The 20,321-nt window shown below is 67.2% G+C and carries 13 protein-coding genes and 3 pseudogenes; 11 read left to right on the top strand and 5 right to left on the bottom strand.

Annotated elements, in window-relative coordinates:
• Positions 1–34 precede the first annotated feature (34 nt).
• From ACH4D3_RS40490 to ACH4D3_RS40475, 4 genes are all read left to right on the top strand, one after another.
• Positions 35–1,165, top strand: coding sequence for an NAD(P)/FAD-dependent oxidoreductase (locus ACH4D3_RS40490; protein ID WP_398332775.1), 1,131 nt, complete (start codon positions 35–37; stop codon positions 1,163–1,165).
• A 193-nt stretch (positions 1,166–1,358) separates the two neighbouring features.
• A complete protein-coding gene (locus ACH4D3_RS40485) occupies positions 1,359–2,363 on the top strand; it encodes a dipeptidase (RefSeq protein ID WP_398332774.1) in 1,005 nt (334 codons plus the stop codon).
• Positions 2,364–2,532: 169 nt separating this feature from the next.
• Positions 2,533–3,963, top strand: coding sequence for an amidohydrolase family protein (locus ACH4D3_RS40480; protein WP_398332773.1), 1,431 nt, complete (start codon positions 2,533–2,535; stop codon positions 3,961–3,963).
• Between the two features lie 192 nt (positions 3,964–4,155).
• Positions 4,156–5,550 carry a serine hydrolase domain-containing protein gene (locus ACH4D3_RS40475; protein WP_398332772.1) on the top strand — a complete coding sequence of 465 codons (1,395 nt, stop codon included), beginning with the start codon at positions 4,156–4,158 and terminating at the stop codon, positions 5,548–5,550.
• A gap of 23 nt (positions 5,551–5,573) precedes the next feature.
• Here the strand turns inward: ACH4D3_RS40475 and ACH4D3_RS40470 are convergent, their stop codons facing one another.
• Together ACH4D3_RS40470 and ACH4D3_RS40465 are read right to left on the bottom strand one after the other, a co-directional pair.
• Positions 5,574–6,779 (bottom strand): PucR family transcriptional regulator, encoded by a 1,206-nt coding sequence (locus tag ACH4D3_RS40470; RefSeq protein WP_398332771.1) that lies wholly within the window; start codon positions 6,777–6,779, stop codon positions 5,574–5,576.
• A 650-nt stretch (positions 6,780–7,429) separates the two neighbouring features.
• Positions 7,430–7,777 (bottom strand): annotated as a pseudogene (locus ACH4D3_RS40465) (RidA family protein).
• A gap of 21 nt (positions 7,778–7,798) precedes the next feature.
• Between ACH4D3_RS40465 and ACH4D3_RS40460 the strand changes: the two are divergent.
• Positions 7,799–8,788 (top strand): NAD(P)/FAD-dependent oxidoreductase, encoded by a 990-nt coding sequence (locus ACH4D3_RS40460; RefSeq protein WP_398332770.1) that lies wholly within the window; start codon positions 7,799–7,801, stop codon positions 8,786–8,788.
• A 232-nt stretch (positions 8,789–9,020) separates the two neighbouring features.
• The gene (locus ACH4D3_RS40455) at positions 9,021–11,684 is read left to right on the top strand and encodes a serine hydrolase (protein WP_398332769.1); all 2,664 of its coding nucleotides are present in this window, start codon (positions 9,021–9,023) and stop codon (positions 11,682–11,684) included.
• 85 nt (positions 11,685–11,769) lie between these two features.
• Here ACH4D3_RS40455 and ACH4D3_RS40450 read toward each other — a convergent pair whose 3' ends face one another.
• On the bottom strand, positions 11,770–12,420 hold the full coding sequence (locus ACH4D3_RS40450; RefSeq protein ID WP_398332768.1) for a TetR/AcrR family transcriptional regulator: 651 nt from the start codon (positions 12,418–12,420) through the stop codon (positions 11,770–11,772).
• Positions 12,421–12,524: 104 nt separating this feature from the next.
• Between ACH4D3_RS40450 and ACH4D3_RS40445 the strand changes: the two genes are divergently transcribed.
• The 3 genes and pseudogenes from ACH4D3_RS40445 to ACH4D3_RS40435 all read left to right on the top strand — a co-directional run bounded on the left by ACH4D3_RS40445 (position 12,525) and on the right by ACH4D3_RS40435 (position 15,915).
• Entirely contained in the window at positions 12,525–13,349 is an 825-nt protein-coding gene (locus ACH4D3_RS40445) for an SDR family NAD(P)-dependent oxidoreductase (protein ID WP_398332767.1), read from the top strand.
• A 97-nt stretch (positions 13,350–13,446) separates the two neighbouring features.
• Positions 13,447–13,906 (top strand): annotated as a pseudogene (locus tag ACH4D3_RS40440) (IS5/IS1182 family transposase); the annotation flags it as partial.
• A gap of 203 nt (positions 13,907–14,109) precedes the next feature.
• A complete protein-coding gene (locus ACH4D3_RS40435) occupies positions 14,110–15,915 on the top strand; it encodes a hypothetical protein (RefSeq protein ID WP_398332766.1) in 1,806 nt (601 codons plus the stop codon).
• A gap of 6 nt (positions 15,916–15,921) precedes the next feature.
• Here ACH4D3_RS40435 and ACH4D3_RS40430 read toward each other — a convergent pair whose 3' ends face one another.
• Positions 15,922–16,284 (bottom strand): hypothetical protein, encoded by a 363-nt coding sequence (locus ACH4D3_RS40430; protein WP_398332765.1) that lies wholly within the window; start codon positions 16,282–16,284, stop codon positions 15,922–15,924.
• Positions 16,285–17,301: 1,017 nt separating this feature from the next.
• The gene (locus ACH4D3_RS40425; RefSeq protein ID WP_398332764.1) at positions 17,302–17,892 is read right to left on the bottom strand and encodes a TetR/AcrR family transcriptional regulator; all 591 of its coding nucleotides are present in this window, start codon (positions 17,890–17,892) and stop codon (positions 17,302–17,304) included.
• A 137-nt stretch (positions 17,893–18,029) separates the two neighbouring features.
• Here ACH4D3_RS40425 and ACH4D3_RS40420 point away from each other — a divergent pair, with 137 nt between their 5' ends.
• Both ACH4D3_RS40420 and ACH4D3_RS40415 read left to right on the top strand, forming a co-directional pair.
• Positions 18,030–18,998, top strand: a complete 969-nt coding sequence (locus ACH4D3_RS40420) for an aldo/keto reductase (protein ID WP_398332763.1) — start codon at positions 18,030–18,032, stop codon at positions 18,996–18,998.
• A 248-nt stretch (positions 18,999–19,246) separates the two neighbouring features.
• Positions 19,247–19,933 (top strand): annotated as a pseudogene (locus tag ACH4D3_RS40415) (IS5 family transposase); the annotation flags it as partial.
• Positions 19,934–20,321 lie beyond the last annotated feature (388 nt).

Below are 20,321 nucleotides of genomic sequence, written 5' to 3'. Positions count from 1 at the left end.
CCGCGCGAGGGAGACCATTGTTGAGGGAGATCTTTTGCTGAGCAGTGATGTTGTGGTTGTCGGTGCCGGGATGGCCGGTGCGTCGGTGGCCGCGGAGCTGTCCGAGCGGCTTTCGGTCGTGATGGTGGAAACGGCTGCCTCGGGGGAGGAGCACAGCACGGGCCGGTCCGCTGCCGCGTTCCTGCCTTCCTACGGAAGTCCCTGGGTGCGTGCGCTCACTCGGGCGAGCGGACCGCTGTACGAGGAGATGGCGGCCGAGAACGGCGTACCGCTGCTGCAGCAGCGGCCCTTGCTCTGGCTGGCGACCGACAAGCCGGGGGAGGACGCCGTGACGGAGCTGACGCGCAGCTCGCCGCACCTGGAGAGGATCACCCCGGTACAGGCGCACCGGCTCTGTCTGCCGCTGCGGGCCGACCGGATCCGGTCCGCAGCCGTGGACCGGTCGGCCGCGGACGTGGATGTCGCGGGCCTGCACCAGACGTACTTCAGGATGTTGCGCAGGCGAGGCGCCACCGTGCTGTTCAACGCCGCGGTGCGCGACATCAGACGGCACGGTCAGGGCTGGCGCGTCACGGCGGGCGACCATGTCATCCATTGCGAGAAGGTGGTCAACGCTGCGGGCGCATGGGTCGATCAGGTGGCCGCCCGCGCAGACGTCCCGCCGATCGGTATCCAACCCAGACGGCGCACGGCGTTCGTCAGCCCGACCCGCTACGACGGGGACATCGCCGAACTGCCCCTGGTGGTGGACGCGTGTGAGCGGTGGTACGTCAAACCGGAGGCGGGGCTGATGCTGGGCTCACCCGCGGACGCCACGGATGTGTCCCCCGGCCGGCCGAGCCCGGACGGACTGGAGATCGCCCGAGCACTTGAAGCGATCGGGGAGGCGACAACGCTCGGGCTGCGCGGTGTGCGACGCGCATGGGCCGGCCTGCGCAACTTCGTCGCCGACCGTGAGCCGGTGGTGGGCGCGTGGTCTGGGCACGAGGGGTTCTACTTCCTCGCCGCGCAGGGTGGTTACGGCATTCAGATGGCCCCGGCACTGGCCCGGCTGACAGCGGACATCGTCGCTGAGGGCGCGCTGTCCCGGGAAACGGCACAATATGGTGTCCCCCCGGCCGGCCTCCGCCCCGACCGGTTGCCGGTTGCCCGCGCGTCCTCATAGGGCCCCCTCTGGCGCGCGTCGAAGATCCGGGCGGGGGCGGGCCGGCCTTCGTGCCGGGCACGGACTTCGTGTCGTGGGGGCGTACGACAGGTGTCGAGCGGCTGTTTTGCGCGGCACGACTTCTGGCGCTCGCCCTCCGCCCGGGGCAGGCCTAGCATTCGGCCGAGACCCGCCTATTGTCCCGGGGAGATCGATGAAGCAGGAGCACGCGCAGACGCTGAATGGCTTTGCGGCCGAGTACGCCCAGGCGCTGGTGTGGGAGCAGCATTGCTGCCTTCCGCTCGACCCCGACACCAGCGTCGACGAGTTGTGGCGTTACGCCGAGGCGGGCGCTTCATTCGTGTCGGTGAACGTCGGCTATGCGCCGCACGACATCGCCGAAACGATCACTGTATTGTCGGCGTTCCGACGTCACGTGCTCACGAATCCGGACCGGTACGTCATGGTCAACTCGGTCGATGACGTACGTCGCGCCAAGGCCACCGGACGTCTCGCTGTTGCGTTCGATCTTGAGGACACGCGGCCGCTGGGGGGTCGAATCGACACCGTACAGACCTATTACGACCTCGGTGTCCGAACCATGCTGCTCACTTACAATCAGCGGAACGCGGCGGGTTCGGGCTGTCACGACGACTCTGACGGCGGTCTGACAGAGTTCGGCAGGGACGTGGTGGCCGAGATGAACCGGGTGGGCATGGTGGTCGATGCGACCCACTGTTCCTACCGCACTTCGATGGACATCTTCGCCGCATCAAAGGCTCCGGTTGTGCTTTCTCATTCGGCGACGCGTGCGATTCATGACCATGAGCGCAACGTATGGGACGACCAGATCGAGGCATGTGCCGGGACGGGTGGTGTCATCGGGATCAACGGTGTCGGAATCTTCCTGGGCGACAACGACACGAGCATCGACTCCCTCATGCGCCACATCGACCATGCCGTCGGCCTGGTCGGCTGGGAACACGTAGGGCTCGGTCTCGACTTCTGCTTCTCGGGTGAGGATACCGGCGATGAGCTGACTCAGAACCCCGATCTGTTTCCTCCGAGCTACCAGCAATGGGATCGGATTGACTTCGTCGAGCCGGAGCGACTTCCCGAGATCGCGGCGGCGCTGGCGAATCGATCTTATTCATCCGAAGCCATCCGGGGTATTCTCGGCGAGAATTTCCTCCGTGTAGCACAAAGGGTGTGGCGCTGATCGCGCCGGGTCGCGGGGAGTTGCGGCAGGCGCCGTATGGCCCATTTTCCGGCGGGGTGCTGTGGATGCCCTCGGCCGTGAGGTCTTCTTGCCGAAGTGCTGGAACTCCGATCAGCGAAGTTCAATCCGACGCGTCCAGCCGGACGCGGGCGATCATGAAAGGAATACGATGTCACTCCTTCTGAACGGCGCGACCGTAATCGACGGTGTCTCCGACAAGGGCATCGATGGCAGGTCGATCCTGATAGAAAACGGTCGCATCGTGGCAATCGGCCGACCGGACGAGATTCCGGTCCCGGCGGACACTCGAACCGTCGACTACTCCGGGAAGTTCATCATTCCCGGGCTGATGAACGCGAACGTGCATCTTTTCGTCAACGTCCTCTTCGAGACCCTCGTCCGGTATGAGGGCGGTTATGAGGATTTGATTGTCGAGGCCGCCCAGATCGCACTCAGAGCCGGAATGACGACCGTGTTTGACACGTGGGGGCCACGGCGTGCGCTCATGGCGGTCCGCGACAAGATCGACCAGGGTGAGATCACGGGCAGCCGCATTCGCTGCGCCGGAAACATCATTGGATTCGACGGCCCGTTCTCCGGTGATTTCGATTCGAGGATCCCGGGGATCGGCAGCTCTCACTTCGTCGACCGGGTGAACGCGACGTGGGTGGAAAATACCGGCCGGCATCTGATGTGGTTGACACCCGAAGGGGTCGGGGAGGAAGTTCGCAAGTACATCGAGCACGGGATTAATTTCGTCAAGTACGCGTCGAACGAACATGGCGGGATCTCTGCCGGTTCCTTCATTCAATTTTCCGAGCGAACGCAGCGCGTAATCGTCGAAAAAGCGCATCGCGCCGGTTTGACCGCACAATCGCACAGTTCGTCGGTCGAAGGCCTCAGGATGTCGATTGAGGCGGGCTGCGACCTTGTGCAGCATTGTAATATGACAGGCCCTGTCGAGATCCCGCGCGAAACACTGGAGCTGCTCGCGCAAAGAGACTGTGGTGCCGTCGTTTTTCCGCTCACCGACAAGGGTATGGGAATCCTCAAGGAATCCGTCTCGGATCACGAATGGACGATGTGGAAGGCGTCGGATGCCAATAGTCGCAATCTCATCGAATCCGGTGCGATGATCCTCCTGGCGAATGACGGAGGAATCTTCGCTCCGGAGGTCATGCAGGAGCCGCTGATCAAGGGCACCTGGAATGGATTGCCAGAGGAAGAGGCTCTGGGGCGGCTGGCGACAGGTCACTTCATCTGGCTGAGGGCCATGGAAGAAAAGGGCATGTCGCCGATAGAGTTGCTGCGTGCGGCGACCCGTAACATCGCCAAGGCCTACAAGGTCGACGACGATCTCGGAACGCTCGAAGTGGGAAAGATCGCCGACATGGTCGTCCTCGACGAGGATCCGCTGCAGGGTGCCAAGAACTACCGAAGCATCCACGCCGTCATCAAGAACGGTGATCTGGTGGACCGCGACGCGCTGCCGGAGCGGCCGCTGCTGACTGCAGAGCTTCGAGCTCCGCTTGAGGAAGAGACCCGCTACAAGAGGTCTCTCCATCACGGTGAACGCCTGCCGGGCTGTCCGTCATGCTGAACGGACACCGCTCAAGCAGTGCCGCGTGGGTGGCTGCGGCGTCACTGCTCAGGCCGCGGGTCCGCGACTTGGGATGAGTCAATAGCAGTCGATCTTCTCCCACCACCTTCGCGACATCTGTCGATGGATAAGTGGGTATTATGCAACTTTTCTCGCGTGTGACCGACGTGCCGGCTCACCTATCGTGGGGGCATGATGACATCGAAGGAGTTCACTCTTCGGCTTGCGGAACTTGCCGAAGAATTCGGTGTGGTGGGTGCGTCCGCAGCCCTGTGGCACGACGGCACACTTGTCAGAGCCGAGACCGGCACGGTCAACGTGGCAACCGGTGCGCCAGTGCTCCCGGACACGCTCTTCGCCGCCGGATCTATCACCAAGGTGTTCACTGCGTCCCTGGCGATGAGCCTTGTGGACCAGGGGCTGCTCGAACTCGACGCACCCGTGCGGACTTATTTGCCCGAGTTCAGCCTCTCGAATTCCGAGCGGTCCGCGGCAATCACCGTACGCATGCTGCTGAACCATTCGTCCGGCCTGCCCGGTGACTACATGCCGGACCTGGCACCGGGCGATGACGTGCTCGAACGGCTGATGCGGAAGCTCACCACCCTTCAGGTCACGGGCACCCCCGGCGAGCGATGGTCCTACAGCAACATGGGCATGAGCACCCTCGGACGCATCATCGAGGTGCTGACCGGCGAGAGCTACCACACCGCACTCAGCACGCGCATCCTGCAGCCCCTCGGCCTCAACGCGACCGCCGACGCCGAGGAACTTCTCCTGCGGTCAACTGCCGTGGGACACACCGTCGACGCCCCCACCGGGAAGGTGTCACGGGTCCCACGGCTTCGCGCCTGGCCCGAGAACGGTCCGGCCGGGTCCCGTTTGTGGCTCGACGTCGAAGCCCTGATCGATTTCGGGCGGATGCACATCGACGGTACGGCACCCGACGGACGCCGCATCCTGTCCACCGCGGCACTCGACCAGATGCGCGAGCCCCAGTTCGACGACTACTGGGGCTGTCTCCCCATGTACGTGAACTACGGACTCGGCTGGGCCATCGTCCGGGAGGGCGACGACCCGGTCCTCTCGCACGGCGGCGCCAACTTCGGCATGCACTCGAACCTCTACGTCATCCCGGAGCAGAAGGCCGTCCTCGCGGTTCTCACGAACAGCACGACAGGGTTTCAGCTGTACACCGAGCTGTGCGAGGCTCTGCTCAAGGAATGTTTCGATGTCCGCAGTCCGGCTCCCTCATACCGGCCGGAGCGCGGCGTCGACATCGACAATGAGCAGTTCGTCGGGGTCTATCGGTCACCCAACGGTGAGGTCTCCGTCGAAGTGCACGATGGGCGTCTCCACCTCCGGACGACACCCTCACCCGAGTTGGCTGCCTGGGAACGGCTCATGGGCGGCACGTCAGGTGGCGGTCAGCCCCTGCCACTCGTCTGCATCGAGAGCGAGCGGCACCGGTTCTCCCTGGCACTGGGCACCCCCGGGGCTTACAGGGCCGTGCAGTTCTACACCCCGGGCGCGGACGGACGCCCCACCCTCATCCGCGCAGGAACGCTCTACGAGCGGACACCCTGAGGCGGCGAAGCGCCCGGGACGGCTCAGACGAGGCCCAGGAGGCGGGCGACTTTGATGCCCAGGTGGAGGAGAAGGCGGTGCTGCCCGTCCGAGAGGTCGAGCTGCGTGATGTCTTCGATGCGGCGGACGCGGTGATACACGCTGGCACGGTGCAGCCCGAGTTCTGCCGCGGTCGCCCGCGCGTCACCCGCCCTGTCCAGGTACAGCTCGGCAGTTGTGAAGAGCTCACGGTCGGCATCGAGCAACTGCCGTACTGCGGGATGCACTCCATAGGCGCCGAGCTGGTCGAAGGGCCGGCTGGCGAGCAGGGCGTAGATACCCAGGGCTTCGTGGGCGACCAGAGGGGCGAACGAGGGGACGACCTCCGCGACCCGCAGAGCGTCAAGCGCCTGTGTGTAGGAGGTCATGGCGTTGCTGAGTCGGCTCGCTGGGCTGCCGATGGCTACATGCACATCACGCCATTTCGCACGTTTGCTCAGCCGTTGCAAGGCGGTCGTCCGGAGGGCTTCCGGCAATTCCGGTGAGCGTCGAAGGGTCGTGCTCGGGATGACCAGGACTGCGTGATCCGGCCGGACCAGGCGCAGGCTCCCACGATCGCCGAGGCGACTGAAGAGCGTGGTCAAGGCCGCTTGAAGAGCTATCCGGTCGTCCTCATCGACACTGTCCGCACCGGCGGGGAGCGGACGTGCGATCATGACGGTGACGTCGCCCCGTGGCGCGAACAGGCCGCTCTCGATCAGGCTGGCCGAGGCCACGTCTCTCACCCGTTCGTCCTCCGAGAGGAGATCGCGTACCAGCTCGCCCTCGCGGGCTGTGCGCAGCTGGGAGACGATGCGGTCGCGGAAGCAGATGGCGCCCGCGTCAGCGGCCGTGGCCGACGCCAGGCCGAGCTCCTCGTCGGTCAGCGAACCCTCTGTGTCGAACAGCCACAAGTAGCCGAAGCGTACGTCTTGGTACACGACAGGCACCGCCACCCGCGGCAGGATCCCGAGATCGTCGTCGGCCGGGAGCCGCACCGGCCCGGTCGCGCGTCCGAGACGCTGCCGACGCAACCACGCCATGGCCTCGGGCGGCGCCTCACGGCTGAGGATGACACGTGCCCGCATGTCGTCGCCCTCGCCGTGGTGAGCACTGTAGGCCAGCACCCTGAAGTCGAGGTCGTCCACGGCAACCGCTCGCCCGAGGCGACGAGCGAGCGCATCCACCATGCGCTGAAGTTCTTCGAGCACGACTCACCATCCGTCTCGCCGCAGATCTGTGCCTGGCCGTCGGCCTCGAGCGGCGCCCCTAGTCGTACCATGCCCATGTGACACCAGTCACGTGACATGGCTCATGTATGTGACAGCTGACGCGTGAAGTCGACATGAGTCAGCTTCATGACCGTTGTTGATCAACTTCGAATGGTGCACGACAGATGGTGCACGACAGATGTAGAAGCGTTGATGCCCAGAACGCAACGCGTGCCACATGTCTGACAGCACAGACTGCGCGAGTCTTGGTGGGGCTGGAGTCCGGCACCATCACCGCTTGGCGTGATCCTCGGCGCGGTCGCCGGGCGCACGACGATCCGGCTGACGAGGAGACTGCCATGCGCGAAGCGCCGACGACATCAGTGCCACTGGGCCGCGAGACGCTGCCCGAGTACGAACCGGGACCTCACCGGCGTGCTGCCGGCGGCGAAGCCCGGCGCGATGGCCGACTCGCCACACCTTTGTGGGCGGACAGGCGGACCTCACTGGCGCGGTGCACTCCTGCGGGAGCCCGCTGGAGTCCGACGCCAGGCCGCGTCCTGACGACCGCGCGTTCCGTCCGGGCCCCGCTCTCGTGCGGCATGCTCACGGCGAGCGGGGCCCGGCAGCGGAGCCGTTCCCGCGGGCAGTCAGCCGCGGCGGGCCCAACCCTCGATCTCGACCAGGGCGCCGAACGGAAGCTCGTGCACCGCCACGCAGGTGCGTGCCGGGGACTCCTCGGAACCGAAGACCGCGTTGTACCGTTCGTTGAGGGCGGCGTAGTCACTCATCGTGGTCAGGTAGATGTTGACCTAGACCAGGTCGGACGCCGTGAGTCCGGCCGTTTCCAGCACGCTCAGCAGGTTGGCCAGGGCCTGCTCCGTCTGCTCGGCGGCACCACCGTCCACCAGTCGGCCGTCAACGAGGCCGATCTGTCCGGAGATCGCCACGAGGCCGCTGGCCTCCACAGTCGGGCGGAAGTGCGGAAATGAGTTCATCAGCGCGCCTTACTTGGGGAGATGGAAGTCGGTCGGAGTTTGTTCGGGCCCACTATCGGCCTCTCGCCGCCTGAAGTCGCCAGGCAGTTGTCCCGTGTTGATGGCCTCGATTTCGACGTCTGTCACACCGGCAGCCGCTCTCGCCGTAGTAGTCACCCCGTTCCAGGAGGCACTATGCACCCCACAGAACTCACGGCCTCGCCCCGCGTGGACGAGGGGGCCACGGCGCGCACCCTCGCGAAGTGCGGTACGCAGGGCGCCAAGTCGGTACTCGGCCCCAGTACATTCGCGGTTGGGTGCCTGCCCATGTCTGTGGCCGACCCGCTGACGGCTGCGTTCCGTAGTGCGCAGGACGGCGAGGGCCTGCCGCGGGAGTTTGCACACTTCCGCGTCGCCGGCCGGGGGGATTTCGAGATCCTCGACGGAGCCGCCGCGAGGAGAGGCGAACCTGCCCTGGCCGACGAGATGTGCAGGGCCATTCGCTTCCAGGGCGAGCGGTACATCGACCCCGCCCGGTATGTCCGGGCCATCGCCGGCTCGACATGTGGGCGGGGTGGCCGGATCGTCGAGGGGACAAAGGTCCGCGACATCCACGCAACCCGTTCCGGCGTCACTGTGGCCGGGGAGGAGTACGACTCCGTCGTACTCGCCCACGGCGCGTGGACCAACCGGCTGGCCCGTCGGGCAGGGGTGAGGAAGATCGTGCGGTCCGGGCGTGGATACACCTTCACCGTCAAGATGGACCGGCTACCCGAGGGGCCCGGCTGCTTCCCCAGGGCAGATGGTCGCCTGTACTCCCCGGGGCGACCCGGTGCGGATCGCCGGGACCATGGACTTCCGCGACGTCAGCACGCCCAAGGACCCGCGACGCATCCAGTCCCGCGTCGCCCGGGCCCGCACGCTGTTGCAGGCGCGCGCCTCGACGGCCGCCAGGACGAATGGATCGGTGCCCGCCCCTGCACCGCGGACGGCCTCCCCCTGACCGGAGCCGGGAACGATCCCCATGTCTAAGTGGCAGGCGGACCCGGGATGTGGGGCATCTAGCCGGTGCCGCATGATGCAGATGCGCTGCTGCGGAGGCGGCGGTGGCACCTGTCGCCCTGCCCATCCCCCGACACGGCCCGCAGGGCAGCCTGACGCTTCCGTGACCCGATCCGAGCCCTGTGCCCCGGGCAGCGGGGAGGATGTCGTCGCCCCGCCCAAGTCCACCGCATCCGTACCCTCCACGAGGAGACAGCCCGCCTTGACTCGACCCATCGGCATCGACGATCTGCACTCCATCGCACTGCCGGAGCAGCCGTCCCTGTCACCGAACGGCACTCGCGTGGTGTATGTACTGCGCACGGCAGACCGCGAGCACGACCGCGACGAACGGGCGTTGTGGACGGTGCCGACCGGAACCGGCGCGGCGCGCCGACTCACCCACGGCCCCGCCGACACCGCACCTGCATGGTCACCCGACGGCCACCGGATCGCCTTTCTGCGCGGCGGCGACCACCCCGCTCAGGTGTGGCTGCTGCCGACTGACGGCGGTGAATCGGAGCAGGTCACCGAGTTGCCGCTGGGGGCCGGTACTCCGGTGTGGAGCCCGGACGGCACGTCGATCGCCTTCACCGCTCCGGTGGACCGACAGCCGTCACTTCAGGGCGAGGCGAAGACGCCACTACTGGCCGTGAGGGACCACCTTGATCACAGGGCCGACGACGGAGGCTTCCTGGGCACGGTCCACAGCCATCTGCATGTACTCGACCTTGCCGACCACCGGGTTCGTCAGGTCACGGACGGAGACTGGCATGCCGGCATTCCGGCTTGGTCGCCCGACGGCCGCAGTCTCGCCTTCTGCGCGGACCGCGGACCTGCCGCCGGACTCACGCCCGGCTCCGGGACGTACGTCGTGGACGTGTCCCCTCACGGGGGAGGTACGCAGCCTCGGCCCGTGGGCCGTGCAACGGGTATCGCCCAGGCCGTGACCTGGACCGTGGAAGGTGACGCCCTGCTGGTCGTCGGGCGCACCGACACCGAACCGGGACACGCCGGCTTGCTGAGGGTGCCCCTGGACGGAGGCCCCACGGTCGACCTGACGCGTGGCCTCAACCGCGACGTGCTGCCGCCGGGCGGCCCGGTCGGACCTGGAGCCTCGCCCCAGGTCACCGAGGGCGCCCGCACCGTCCTCGTCTGCGTGCGCGACCGCGGCTGCATCCACCTGTACGCGATCGACACGGTCGGCGGTACGCCGCGGCCGCTCGTCAGCGGCCCGGACCGGGTGATCTCCGGTCTGTCCGCCGCGAAGGACACCGCCGTGGTGGTCCTCGCGGCGCCCGGGTGCGACGGCGAGATCGTGGCCGTCGAACAGGCCACCGGCCGGGAACGTGTGCTCACCCGGCATGGCACGGTGCTCGACGACGTGTCACTCTCTCGCGCGCAGGAACGGGAGTGCGGGATCTCCGACGGCGGAACGGCACACGGCTGGCTGCGGAGCGATTCGGAGCGCGCCGGCCCCGCACCGCTGCCGCTCAACACACCGACGAAGTCGGCCACCCGCTCCGTCGGTGTGTCGTACTGGCGGCGACGGCTCACCGAACTGGCCGAACGGCACCAGGTTCCCGGCGCGGTCCTGGGTATCGCCCGCGGTGCGCACACCGATGTGGCCGCGCACGGGGTACTCAACAAGGCCACCGGGGTGACCACCACGCGGGACTCCCTCTTCCAGATCGGGTCCATCACGAAGGTGTGGACCGCGACCCTGGCCATGCAACTCGTCGACGAGGGAGCCCTCGACCTGGACGCCCCGGTCGCCGACGTCCTGCCGGAGCTGCGGCTCGCCGACCAGCGCGTGGCACGGCAGGTGACGATGCGCCACCTGCTGGCCCACACCAGTGGCATCGACGGGGACCTGTTCACCGACACCGGACGCGGCGACGACTGTCTGGAACGTTTCGTCGGCCAGTTGGACGAGGCCGCCCAGAACCATCCACTGGGGGCGACCTTCTCGTACTGCAACTCCGGGTTCGTGCTTGTCGGCCGGGTCATCGAGAAGCTCACCGGAATGACGTGGGACCGTGCGCTGGGCGAGCGGCTGTGCACCCCGCTCGGCCTGAAGCACACCGTCACACTGCCGGAGGAGGCACTGCGCTTCCGCACCGCCATGGGCCATGACTCCGAGGGCGACGAGCCTGCCCGTCCGGTCCCCGTCTGGAGTCTGCCGCGCTCAGCCGGGCCGGCCGGTCTGATCACCGCCACAGCCGAGGATGTCCTCGCCTTCGCCCGCCTGCACCTGGCGGGTGGCACCGCTCCGGATGGGACACGGCTCCTCTCGGAGCGCGCGGCGCGGGCGATGACCGAGCAGCAGGTCGAGCTGCCGGACACACTGACGCTCGGAGACTCCTGGGGTCTCGGCTGGATCCGCTTCGGCTGGGACGGCCACCGGCTGATCGGGCATGACGGGTCCACGCTTGGTCAGGCGGCGTTCCTGCGGGTGCTTCCCGAGCAAGACCTGGCCGTCACGCTCCTGACCAACGGCGGCGCTGCGAAGGACCTGTACCGGGAGCTGTTCGGGGAGATCTTCGCCGAACTGGCCGGGGTGGCCCTGCCTGAGCCTCCCCGGCCACCGTCCGGACCGGTATCGGTGGACGTCCGCCGATACCTCGGGCGGTACGAGAGGGCCGGGACGCGCATCGACATCCGTGAGGGCACGGAAGGACTGCGGTTGCGGTACACGACGACTGGGCCGCTCGCCCACCTGGTGCCGGAGCCGGTACAGGAGACCACGCTGATGCCCGTCTCGGACAGCCAGTTCGTGGTGCGGTATGCGGACAGTCCGTCCTGGGTCCCGGTGACGTTCTACTCGTTGTCCTCCGGAGAGAGATACGTGCACCACGGCATGCGCGCGACCCCGATGGCGCCTTGAACCGGGCATTCGCGTCGGATTGAAGTTTCCCCGTGATCTCGGACACGTGATCTTCGTGGATGGAACAACGGCAGAGAACGACCTCTCAGGGCGCGGGTCGCGCGGCGTTGAGGAGCAGTGTCAGGCCCTGTTTGTAGTACTCCTTCTCGTCGGGCAGTTCGAGGAAGAAGTCGGCGGTTTCGGTGAGGTGGGGGTAGGCCTGCGGGGACAGTGATTTCAGCCGGGCGCGTTTGGCGGAGAGCAGGGTTTCGCGCATGGAGGGGTCGGCTACGCCGGGTTCCCCGGGCTGGCGGGTGACCAGACCGATCAGGCCGTTGAGCAGAAAGATGCTCAGCTGTGCCGCAGCGACCGGGGAGTGACCGTCGGTCCGCAGCAAACCCACGAGTTGTTCGGCGAGGTCGATGCCGGCATCGGTGCGCATGATCCGGATCGGCATGATGTCGGCCAGGGCGGGATGGTTCCGCAAGACGCGCAGGATGGCCGTTATCACTGTGCGCAGATCGGCCTCGTCGCTGTCGCTCAGGTCGATCTCGTCGAGTGCGCGCTCTACCAGCGCGTCGAGCAGGGCGTCCTTGTCCTTGAAGTGCCAGTACAGCGCCATCGGCGTGACGCCGAAGCTGGTGGCGATCCGGCGCAGCGTAACGGCCTCGAGTCCGTCGGCGTCGGCGATGGCCAGAGCGATGGACAGTACTTCGGCCCGGTCGAGTCGTTCCGAGGTCGGAGGTCGGGGTGTCATGCAGATAATTATATCCCGTAAAGGAGGATGTTGACGCTGCAGATTGAACGGTGCTAGCTTCCCTTTACAGCGTAAATTCACGTTGCATGGTTATGGGAGTGGTTATGGCGCGAACTGTCCTCGTCACTGGTGCCTCATCAGGCCTTGGCCACCGCACCGCGCAAAAGTTCCTCGCCGAGGGATGGAATGTCGTCGCGACCCTGCGCGACCCGGCCCAGTGGTCTGGTGAGCAGTCCGACCGGCTGCTGGTGCAGACATTGGACATACGCGACGAGGCTTCCGTAGCCGCGGCGGTGACTGCGGCGACCGCGCGTTTCGGACGCCTGGACGTTGTCATCAACAACGCCGGCATCGGCCTGTTCTCGGTTTTCGAGGCGACCCCGCACACGGTCATCGAAGACATGTTTGACACTAACGTGTACGGTCCGATGCGCCTCATCCGAGCCGCCCTTCCCGTGTTCGAGGGTCAGGGCGGCGGCCGGATCGTCAATGTGACCTCCAACGGTGCCACTGTGCCCCTCCCGCTGCAAGCCGCGTACGGAGCCTCCAAGGCCGCGCTGACCACCTTTTCCGAAGCTCTCGCCTACGAGCTTGCGAGCCGTAACGTCCAGGTCAAGGTCGTCGAACCGGGCTTCATGGCAACCACCAACTTCTTCGCGGCAACCTACAAGCGCTTTGAGACCATCCCCGCCCCGGAGGCCTACCTGCCATTCGTCCAGAAGCAGCTGGCCGCGTTCGACGTCCAGCCGCCCGCGGGATACTTCGCCACCGAGGACGAGGTGGCGGCTACGGTGCTCACCGCCGCCACCGACCACAGTGACCTGTTCCGCCTCAGGGTCGGCGGCGACACCCTCGACGGCGCACGAGCCCGACAGCAGTCCGATGCCGAATACGACGTCTGGCGCAACACACGCTTCATGACGGACTGACGTTCCAGCTCAATGGCCCGCGCTCCTGTGCACGAGCCATTGGGCCCATTCCCCAGAGCCCCTCTGCCAGAGGCTCCGTCGCTTGTCTCCCAGTCGGGCTTCGACGAAGGCTTTCGTGCTGCTGGACGGCACCCTGCTGCCCATCGACAGCAGCGCCGCGGACTGCCCCTTCTGCTCCGTTAAGCCCTAGAAGCGCAGGATGAACGTACAGGTCCTGGCCGATCCGACCGGCCGGCTGCTGTGAGCCTCATCGGCTCTGTTCGGTGCCGCCCATGACGTCCGGGCCGCCTGTGAACACGGCGTCGTCCGCACTCTCACGGGCGTCGGCATCACGTACTGGAGACCTGGGAGACTCTTCCCGAGAACAGAGGCCGTCAACAGGTCTCACTCCAAGATCCGGTCCCTGGTTGAGCAAGCCCGTTGCCACCCTCGGGTCCGAGCGACTCCTCGGCAGGCTGCGTTGCTCGGCCACTCGCGTCACGAGTCTCGAACGAGCCGTGGTGACCCTGCATTTGACCAGCCAAGACCAGGGATGGAAAGGGCATCCAGCTGTCTGACGCTCTGGTCGAGCAACCGCTGTGAAGCCTCCATCGACGGGGAGGATCGCGCCACGGACGTAGACCGCCTCAGGTCTGCTGGCCGAGGCAGCGGAACTTGGCATGGGCGGTGTTGTGGCGGCGCTTCCACCGCTTGAGGCGGCGGCCCCGAAACGGGGACCCTTCTTCACCACGATGGTCGCCTTGGGCTACGGTCGTGCCTCGTGTCTGACGAGGGAGTGGTGCTGATGTCCCGCCATGTACTGGCCGCGATGGGCGTGGACGGCAGGGAGATCGCGCGCGAGGGGCGCCCCGTCGCGCCATCTCTCACCGTGGTCGCCGCGTACGGAGATCTCCATGCCTGCGACTACGTGACCGTCTCCCAGGGGGAGTCCGTCGGGCTCTACGCCCGCGATCCCGAAGGCACGTGGGACGCGGTGAGCCCCGGGACCGACGTGGTGACCGCCGACGAGATGCGCCTGTGGTTCGAGCTCACTCACCACTATCCGGGCCCAGACGGGGCGGACCCGAGCCATCCGCTGGGCAGGGCCCCGCAGCCGGGTGCGGTCGGACGCATCGACGAGCGGCGCGCCATCGCCCTGGTCCAGGAGCACATCGCCACCGGCGGCCTGGACTACCCGGCCCAGGGCCTGGTGGCGGATCGGTTCGCCGCGGGCTGGAGCGTTTACGCGCCCGTCGACGTCGACGACAGCGATCCCATGGCCTTCCTCGACATGCCCGTCGGCCGTTCGGTGTTCATGGTCGGCGACACGGGGCGCATCAAGGAGGTCACCTCCGCGATCCCGCCCGAACAGGCCACCGCCCTGTTCACCGCGGAAGAGGCCTTCGTCCGGCGTCTGCCCGCCGAGGAGGCGTTCATGAACGACCTCAAGACGGAGTTCGAGCGCCTCGATGCCCGGTCCGGGCAGCCGGGCACGATCGCCGGCTTCACCGTCGTCGGCACCCCGCCCGAGGATGTGACGGCGGCCCGTGTGACCGCGCTGACCGACGAGATCGCCCGCCAGCTGGCGCTGTGCGGACCACAGCGGTGGGAGCGCATGACGGCAGCATTCTCCTGCGCCGTCTCTGCCGAGACGGCCGACCTGTGCTTCTGGCAGCACGAACGGCCCATGGCGGCACGAGTGCCGGAGCAGACAGCCCTCCTCGTACGCCGCCAGCGCCACCTGGCGGCCGCCATGCCGGCCGGACCATGGCTGCGTCTGATGGTCGCCGTCACCAAAGGGCCCGACGGCAGGGCCCAGATCTCCACCCAGTACGACTACGGTGACGAACGGCTCCCCGACGGACAGTTGCTCGCCCCCACGCACTACCGCAACGACCTCGCCGCCTACCCACGGGCCGAAGTACCGGCGTGGCTGCGGACCTATGCCGGGGCGAACGGCCGGCGCACCGCATCCCCGCGCACGGCGCCCGAGCGGTCCGCGGCCCCGCGCCAGCAGGCCCCTGAGCGCCCCTTCGTGGACAGTCTGGTCGGCTGGACGACACACGTGGTCGCCGACCAGCAGCGGATCACCTACGGCCGTGACTCGCTGGCCTGGGAAGAGATCGAGTGGGTCCGGTATCCCGTCTCGCGGACCAAACACCTGGGCTTCCTGGTCCCCTCCACGTACACCAATACGTACACGTTCGGCGTGGGCAGATACGGGAACTCACCGAAGAGCCTGGGAAATCTGATCTGGAGCAAGGGCGGTAAGAGGGCAGAAGCCCCCGAAGCGTGGCTGGCCCTGGTCGAGTTCGTGCAGCGCGTCCTCGAGCCCCGACTGCTCGTGCAACATCTCGACCTGATCCGGAGCGGCCGGTCTTTCACCATCGGCGAGATGCGCGTGCAGCGCGGCGGGCTCACGCTGCGCGGGGTCATGGAGGCCGATTGGGGTTCGATCACGGACGTCGAGGTCGCGGACGGTCTGGTGTGGATCCATGAGCGGGGCAGGCAGCAGCCGGTGAGAGTGTCTCTCGACAGCGCCAACGCCGTACTCCTGCCCCGCATCGTGGCGGCCATGGCAGGCTGAGCGCCGCTATCCGTGCAGACGCCCCGAGACCTGCGTGATCTCCTCGGCGCCCAGCGGGTACGGGCTGCCGTACAGCAGCGGACCGGTGACGACGGCGGGGCCGGTGACGGGCGCCGCGCCGTGAGCGGCCGCGAGCCGGCTGGCCACGGGGTTGGGCTGGCCGGAGCGCGCCCGACCTGGGCCGTCCTCGGCGTACCAGAGGGTGAGCTCCTCGCCGAGCTTGGTGGAGCGTATGTGCTCCGAACCGAGAAGACGAGCGACCTCCTGCACTAGATCCATCCCGTACGACGCGGTCTTTACCTGCTGGATGCCCCTGTCGGACACGAGCAGCAGGCCGGACACAGCCTTGCTCCGCTTGAAGAGTCCCATCCCGTTACCCTATCGACGTGGCCACGTCACCTGCCACCTTCTTCTCTGACCACGTGACGCGTCGGCGCCTCCTCGCGCGCGGTGCTCCTGGCCATCCGCACATGCAGAGCCATGGACTTCGCTCGGCGGGGGTGAGCCTTCTCGAAGCTGGCAACTCTGACGGGGCGGCAGCTCGAATTCGTCGAGGAAGTAACCCCGCGCATTTCTCAAGTACCTTGAACGCCGCTGGATCGCCGCGGTGTCAGCTGGTCGCGCTGGGCTGCGCCCGACCACCTCATCAGCCGACAGATCCCGCCCCGGCCGAGGACGTTCCGCTTCCTGAACGTGTCGCAGATCCAGGGCCTTGTCCAGCCTGTCCAGCCAGCCGTCCACCTCGCCGTCCGAGGCGTAGTCCGCATCCATGATCCGCTGCACGAGCACGACCGCCTCGGAGCGACTCATCTCACCGGCACTCATCAGGTCCCTCTGCCGAGTCGGCACCACGGGCTGGGACCGGCCAAGGGCCTGGATCTGCGACACGTTCAGGAAGCGGAACGTCCTCGGCCGGGGCGGAGCCTGCCGGAATCGCGCGTTCCTCGCGTAGCCGCGCGCGCGAGCTGCGCGACCGGGCGATCGTCGACGCTGAGGGCTCATCCGTCGGCTGTGTCGCACCGGACACACATCCGGTCCGGCCGTCACTCCGAGCGTCTCGACGCCTCCACAGGAGGGCCTCGACCCTGTGGGGGGTATTGCGCTAGCCCGCCTCGGGACCAACCACGCTGTGCATCGGGAAACGTCACCTTCAGCAACGGATCCGCGTCCGCTCGGGCCGAAGGCGGCCAGCGAGCTCGGCGAGGTGCTGCTGCGGTTCACCGCCGTGGGGCACCCGGTCCGCGTGCAGCGCGTCGACGCGGCATCTTGTCGGCGCGGACGCGACAATCGAAGTGATGCGCCGTTAGTTCGTGGCGGTCGCCCAGATCAGACCGCCTGCCGCCTCGGTGCTCTTCGTTGGCCATTACCGAGCCCGCGCCTCGGACATCAGCGTGGTGAGGTGCGGTCCTGCTCGCTGTCCCCGGCGGCGACGGCGTCGAGTGCTCGCTCGAGGTACGTCGCGAGCCGATCGACGTCGGCGTGAGTGAACGCGGTGTCGCCGATGACGCTGCGGAACATCCGCACTCCAGTACACATCGACAGCAGGAGTGCCGCCCGCGCCGTCGCGTCGTCGCCAGGGAGTTGTTCGGCGAGCTGTCGCTGCGAACTGGTCTCGAGGCGCTCCCGCATGATCTCCGCTGCCTGCGGGTTCGCTGCGGACCGCAGGATGAGCAGCATCGGGTCGGGGTCGCCGCTCTCCGCGGTGAGTGAGTTCCGGGCGGCGGTGCGGTTGGTACCGCTCGCGCCGATGAGCGGCGTCCGGAAGAGTTCGGCCACCACCTCGGTGAACAGGCCCTCCTTCGACCCGAAGTACCGGGTGATCAGACGCGGGTCGACTCCCGCGTTCCCCGCGATCTCGCGCGTCCCGGTGCCGTCGAATCCGGAACGGCTGAACGCGACGAGGGCGGAATCGAGGATGGCTCGCCTGGTCGCCGCGGCATCGCGCGGACGTGCACTTCGTGGCGTGGTCTGGGCCATGCGTGGAGCTTACCGCATGACCTGCGGCATGTCTGCGCATGGGGACTTGCGCTGTCCCCGAATGGGGACTTATGGTTGTCCCCATTCGGAGACTTAGTTTGCGTTGCCACGTCTCCCTAGAACACGGAAGGCACGACATGACTGGACCACTTCCCACCCGCGTCCTCGGAACCGAGCGTCTGACGGTCGGCGCCATCGGGTACGGGGCGATGAGCTTCGCCGGCTTCTACGGCCAGGGCGGCTACGACAAGGACGAGACCGCCCGTGCCATCCTGGCCCGCGCCGCAGCCCTCGGGGTCACGCTGATCGACACCGCCGACGTCTACGGCCCGAGCGAGGAGATCCTCGGACGGGCGCTCGACGGGCATCGGGACGAGTTCGTCGTCGCGACCAAGTTCGGCATCCGGTTCCCTGACGGGCCGAACGGCCCCCGGAAGATCGATGGCACCCGTGCGTACATGCGTCAGCAACTCGACCAGTCGCTGCGCCGCCTCCGCACCGACCACGTCGACCTCTACTACGCGCACCGCATCGACCCGGACACCCCCATCGAGGACACGGTTGGCTGGATGGCGGAGCTGGTCGCGGAGGGCAAGGTGCGCCACCTGGGGCTGTCCCAGGTCTCTGCCGACACGCTCCGCCGGGCCAACAGCGTTCACCCGATCACCGCGGTGCAGAGTGAGTGGTCGCTGTGGCAGCGCGACATCGAGGACGAAGTCCTGCCTACGGCACGGGGCCTCGGCGTCGCTGTCGTCCCTTGGTCCCCGCTCGGACACGGCGCGCTCACCGCGACCGTTACCTCTCGCGACGAGCTGCCTGAGACCGACATCCGCCGGCAGGTTCCGTACTTCTCCGAGGAGCACTTCGACGCGAACCGGGCCACGCTGGAGACCGTTTGCAGGATCGCCGCCGAGGTCGAGGCAGAACCCGGTCAGGTAGCACTGGCGTGGTTGCTGCACCAGGGCGACGACGTCGTCCCGATTCCGGGAACGCGTCGCGAGCGCTACGTCGAACAGAACGCCGCAGCAGCGTTCGTCGCGCTGACCCCCGACCAGCTCGCTGCCCTGGACGCGATTCGCATCCAGGGCGCAAGCCATGATCGCTGACCGGAGGGACTGCATCAGCGAGGGGTTGCCTGGATTGCCCGAGTATCCAGTGATTTGTAGATCGACAGGTTGTGGTGCACGTGGTGCTGGAGATGCATGGTGGCTTGCTGGCATATGGGGCGGCGGGTGAGGCGTGACGTGGCTTTGTGCTTGTCCCGTCCCGGGACACCTGGCTTCCGTTGGTGAGTGCTTCCGGTGTCGTCGCTGTACGCCTGGGCGCACTCGGTCCGCGGTGGTACGCCCGAAGCATGCCGACGCGACGCCCGGATCCGAGTGATCTGTCCCATGCACGCTGGCAGTTGATCGATCCGGTGCTGTCTGCCCCGGCGCTTCGAGCGCCGGGGCAGGGCCCTGGCCTTCGGCCGGCCACCGGAACATGACCTGCGCGACATCATGGACGCGATCTTGTACGTGGACCGGACCGGGGTTCAGTGGCGTTACCTCCCGCACGCCTTTCCGCACGGGAACACGGTCTACGGTACTTCGCCGAATGGGCCGACGAGGGTGTGTTCACCCAGCTCAACGGCCTGGTCACGCAACTGCTGCGCGAGCGGGAAGGGCGGGACGCCGAGCCGTCGGCCTGCGTGATCGACGCCAGAGCGTCAAAACCTCCACCAGCGTGCCCGCCGTCGGCCAGGGCATCGACGCCGGAAAGAAGATCGTCGGCAGGAAGCGGAGCAGCGTCACCGACACGCTCAGGCTTCTCCTCGCGGTGCTGGTCACCGCGGCGAGCGTGCAGGATTCCGTCGCTGGCACGCGCCTTCAGGACCATGTCGCCGCTGGCCATCCCAGAATCCGGAAGGCATGAGTGGACGGTGGCTACCGACAGCATCTTGTCGAGCATGCGGCCGTCCTCGGCATCGGCATGGAAATCCCCTCGCAAGTCCGAGCCCAGGGGTCTTACCCCGACCCCGAGACGCTCGGCGGTCGAACGGGTCGCCGCCAGTCCGATCGAGGTCACAGCCCGGTCGAACTGGTCGATGTCCGACCGGGATCCGGCCTCATGGCTGCCGTCGGTGAGGCGGACATCCGGTACGTCGCGCAGTGGGCCGCCGTGAAGCGCTGGACGCTGTCGGCCGACGCGGGATAGATGGCGCCACTGGGCGAAGTGACGGAGGGGCGTGTGTGATGCGGGCGGTTGCCACCTTGAGTGGCCACCGGATGTCGGCGCGTCCAGGCTGGCCGGTGGGGTTCCGGCCAGCCTCGGCGGCATTTGATCGGGTGAGGTGGATCAGGCCAGGTCGAAACGGTCGAGGTTCATGACCTTCACCCAGGCGGCGACGAAGTCGTGCACGAACTTCTCCCCCGCGTCGTCGCTCGCGT

The sequence above is a fragment of the Streptomyces sp. NPDC018026 genome, assembly GCF_044327745.1.
Classification (GTDB): domain Bacteria; phylum Actinomycetota; class Actinomycetes; order Streptomycetales; family Streptomycetaceae; genus Streptomyces; species Streptomyces rubrogriseus.
Note: the sequence above shows the minus strand (reverse complement) of the source record. Positions and strands in the feature narration are given on the sequence as shown.